The organism is Pseudoalteromonas sp. BZA4 (assembly GCF_040104395.1).
GTDB lineage: Bacteria > Pseudomonadota > Gammaproteobacteria > Enterobacterales > Alteromonadaceae > Pseudoalteromonas.
Genome location: NZ_JBECOT010000127.1, coordinates 1 through 2,602, shown reverse-complemented (window position 1 = coordinate 2,602; position 2,602 = coordinate 1). Strand labels below are relative to the sequence as shown.

The following is a 2,602-nucleotide window of genomic DNA, read 5'->3' as shown; positions in this document are numbered from 1 at the left end:
CCTCAAATGCTTAAACAAAACATTTAAAGAACACGGTTAAAGATAACCGTCAATTTCCCTTGGTAATTAGCGATTACGACAGAATCGCGTGGTAATTAAAGTACGACAAAATCGCTTGGTGTTAACAGTCAGGTTTGTTGAGTAATCAATTGAATCTGACAGTTTTTCATATGCTAGAAAATAGGGGGGTGTAACTCGTTATTGCCTCTAGATGAGCTAACGTAATTACTCAATAGGTCTGCTTTGAGTGATCCGATACAGTGCTATGCATTTAATGCTATTGGCTAAACTCCATAAATCTGACATACCACATAACTTTTATGTTATTACCAATACGAGGGACTGTGTAAATATATTAGTTTTCTTGTTGTGCTTCCATATTCAAAAAAATAAGCGATGAGCGCAATTTATCTTTCTGAATCTCTCTAGTATTAATAAAAAATTATAGTTGGTAATACATACGTTATTTGTTAAGAATAGATTTATTAATACATGAGCGTGACATCTGCAGAAAGATGCGCGAAGCGCACAATATAAAATTGTTATACGTCGAACAGGCATCACAGATGATTTTTAATAAATTCATTAGAGTATTCAAAGAAACGAAAGGGATGCCAAAGTTATTCCAGTTTCAGCATATGCTTAACTCAATTACATATTCACTAATGGTACTTTTTGCTTTCTGGCCTTGGCCAAACGGAGAGTATTCGTTGAATGGGCGCAGCCTTACTTACCAAGAATTTTGGTTAACAGGCATGGCACCTGGTTTCCTATTATTTTGCATACTAATCATTTCAATTTGCTTCGCTTCAGTGAATAAACACTGGGCTGGCCGTGTAGGTACTTTTTTATACTGGGCATCTATTATTGCCTTTATGTCTTTCTATTCTTTAACTGGGGTAGTAATAGGTGGGGCATTAATTGCTTTTTGGGCGTACTATGTGTTTTATAGTACTGGGATGAGGCAGTTTTTTGCTCAGTCAAAAGTATAACAAACAAATTATGGCACTAGCTACCGCTCGTTGGAACGCAAAACCTTGGCGTGCGCTCTCGTGACTAATTTTAACCAAACATAGTAGCACATAGTTTTTCGTTATCTACTTAGAGAGAGCCTGAGTTAAATGGATGCATTGAGCAAGCTTCAAGAAAAAAATAAAATCCACTCTAGACATCAGCGTAATGCTAGCTGGAGCACAGTTTGGGTGTTTTTACTAATGAGCCCATTATTGTCTAGCTATGGGAGCGAATTTTACTTTTCTGTGATAAAAAACATTCAAATTGAGGCTCCGCACCCATTTATAGTCTTATTTGGCTCGTTATGTTTTGGTTTACCTTTATTAGCTATCGGTGACTGCATTCTTTTCAAGCGCGTTAATAAATTACTTCTTTTAATTATCGCAGAAGCTTGGTTCATCTGGTTTTGGGTTGTTAATCCATTATCTTGGTTGGCTTTTTTACCATTGATTCCTGCATTTGTTATATTGCAAATACAACTCCCTCAAATAAGAACAGGTAAGTAAAGGGTATATAACAAGATAGTAAGTGGGTAAATTAACATTTGGCTGTTTTCATTGTGTTCAACAGTGTCAGCGAACTATAAATTTATTAATTAGGAGAGAGTTATCCATGGAAGCACTAGAAAGAATCACTGAAAGAGTATGTCGCAACGGTCATCCAGATGATCCGGAGACACCAAGACCATTACTTTCAATTGATGAGTTTTTCGAGGGAAACGATGTAGTAGGAAGCATAGGATGCAATTTAATTGATATTCCGCATCCCAATGAATTTTTCAAAGTATTTAAGGCTATTAGCCACCGACCTGATGTAAAGGATATTAGAATCCAAGTATCTGCTTTTGATGATCCAGATTGGCCATTTTCGGATACAGTGTACATAATGACCTCTGCTTCTGAATCTGAGGTAGGTTCATGGTTCCCTGAACACTTAAAACCCGACGAAATTTGGGAGGGCTTTGTTAATCAAGATTACGAGGCTTATGAAATACCCACTGAAACCCGCCCAGTAGCAGTTTGGTGGGATTAATAAGCAATTTATCAAACATTGAATATGTGCTTAATTATTAGAGCGTAAGATCCCGTTGTATTACTTACAACCTAAATGGGTCGGTAACTGTCAAAAGGATGTTCAAAATTAAAAAGTTAATATTGATTTGTCTTATCTATGCTTTATCGGGGTGTGCTTCTTCTGATGTGGAACCTGTTCCAAAAGGCTGGGTTTTGCTTTCGTTCGATATTGATAGCAATGGAAATCCTATTAATATCAAAGTTCTTGAGTCAAATCCGTCTATTGTTTTTGATAAAGAAGCTGTTATTGCCTTGGAGAAATGGAAATTCAAACCTAAAGTTGTAAATGGTGTTCAAGTTGCTCAAAAGGAATTGCAAGTCAGGTTGGATTTTGAGTTGAATGACGAAAATTAATAATCCAATAAAAGCTTATATTACTCATTCTTTGTGGCGTTGTTTCCTAAAAGTTTGAACTATCTTGCCAGCCTGTGATCAGATCATCTATATCCTACTAGCCCGTGCAACAACAATGAGCAAAATCACAAACTGGTCTCACTATAATCAAGCCCTCGTTA

The 2,602-nt window shown here is 36.5% G+C and carries 4 protein-coding genes; all 4 read left to right on the top strand.

The annotated features are described in order from the left end of the window. The first annotated feature begins 566 nt into the window (after window positions 1–566). The 4 genes from ABMY41_RS21620 (at window position 567) to ABMY41_RS21605 (ending at window position 2,441) form a co-directional block, all read left to right on the top strand. The gene (locus ABMY41_RS21620) at window positions 567–992 is read left to right on the top strand and encodes a hypothetical protein (protein ID WP_175081543.1); all 426 of its coding nucleotides are present in this window, start codon (window positions 567–569) and stop codon (window positions 990–992) included. 129 nt (window positions 993–1,121) lie between these two features. After that, window positions 1,122–1,520: a hypothetical protein gene (locus ABMY41_RS21615; RefSeq protein ID WP_175081542.1), complete on the top strand. Its 399-nt coding sequence runs from the start codon at window positions 1,122–1,124 to the stop codon at window positions 1,518–1,520. A gap of 106 nt (window positions 1,521–1,626) precedes the next feature. Then, window positions 1,627–2,046 (top strand): hypothetical protein, encoded by a 420-nt coding sequence (locus ABMY41_RS21610; protein ID WP_175081353.1) that lies wholly within the window; start codon window positions 1,627–1,629, stop codon window positions 2,044–2,046. A gap of 98 nt (window positions 2,047–2,144) precedes the next feature. Beyond that, window positions 2,145–2,441, top strand: a complete 297-nt coding sequence (locus tag ABMY41_RS21605) for an energy transducer TonB (RefSeq protein WP_181447679.1) — start codon at window positions 2,145–2,147, stop codon at window positions 2,439–2,441. Window positions 2,442–2,602 lie beyond the last annotated feature (161 nt).

Excerpts from the sequence above, each read along its gene's own strand:
- ABMY41_RS21610 (WP_175081353.1), top strand. The coding sequence starts at position 1,627 with ATGGAAGCACTAGAAAGAATCACTGAAAGAGTATGTCGCAACGGTCAT.
- ABMY41_RS21615 (WP_175081542.1), top strand. The coding sequence starts at position 1,122 with ATGGATGCATTGAGCAAGCTTCAAGAAAAAAATAAAATCCACTCTAGA.
- ABMY41_RS21620 (WP_175081543.1), top strand. The coding sequence starts at position 567 with ATGATTTTTAATAAATTCATTAGAGTATTCAAAGAAACGAAAGGGATG.
- ABMY41_RS21605 (WP_181447679.1), top strand. The coding sequence starts at position 2,145 with ATGTTCAAAATTAAAAAGTTAATATTGATTTGTCTTATCTATGCTTTA.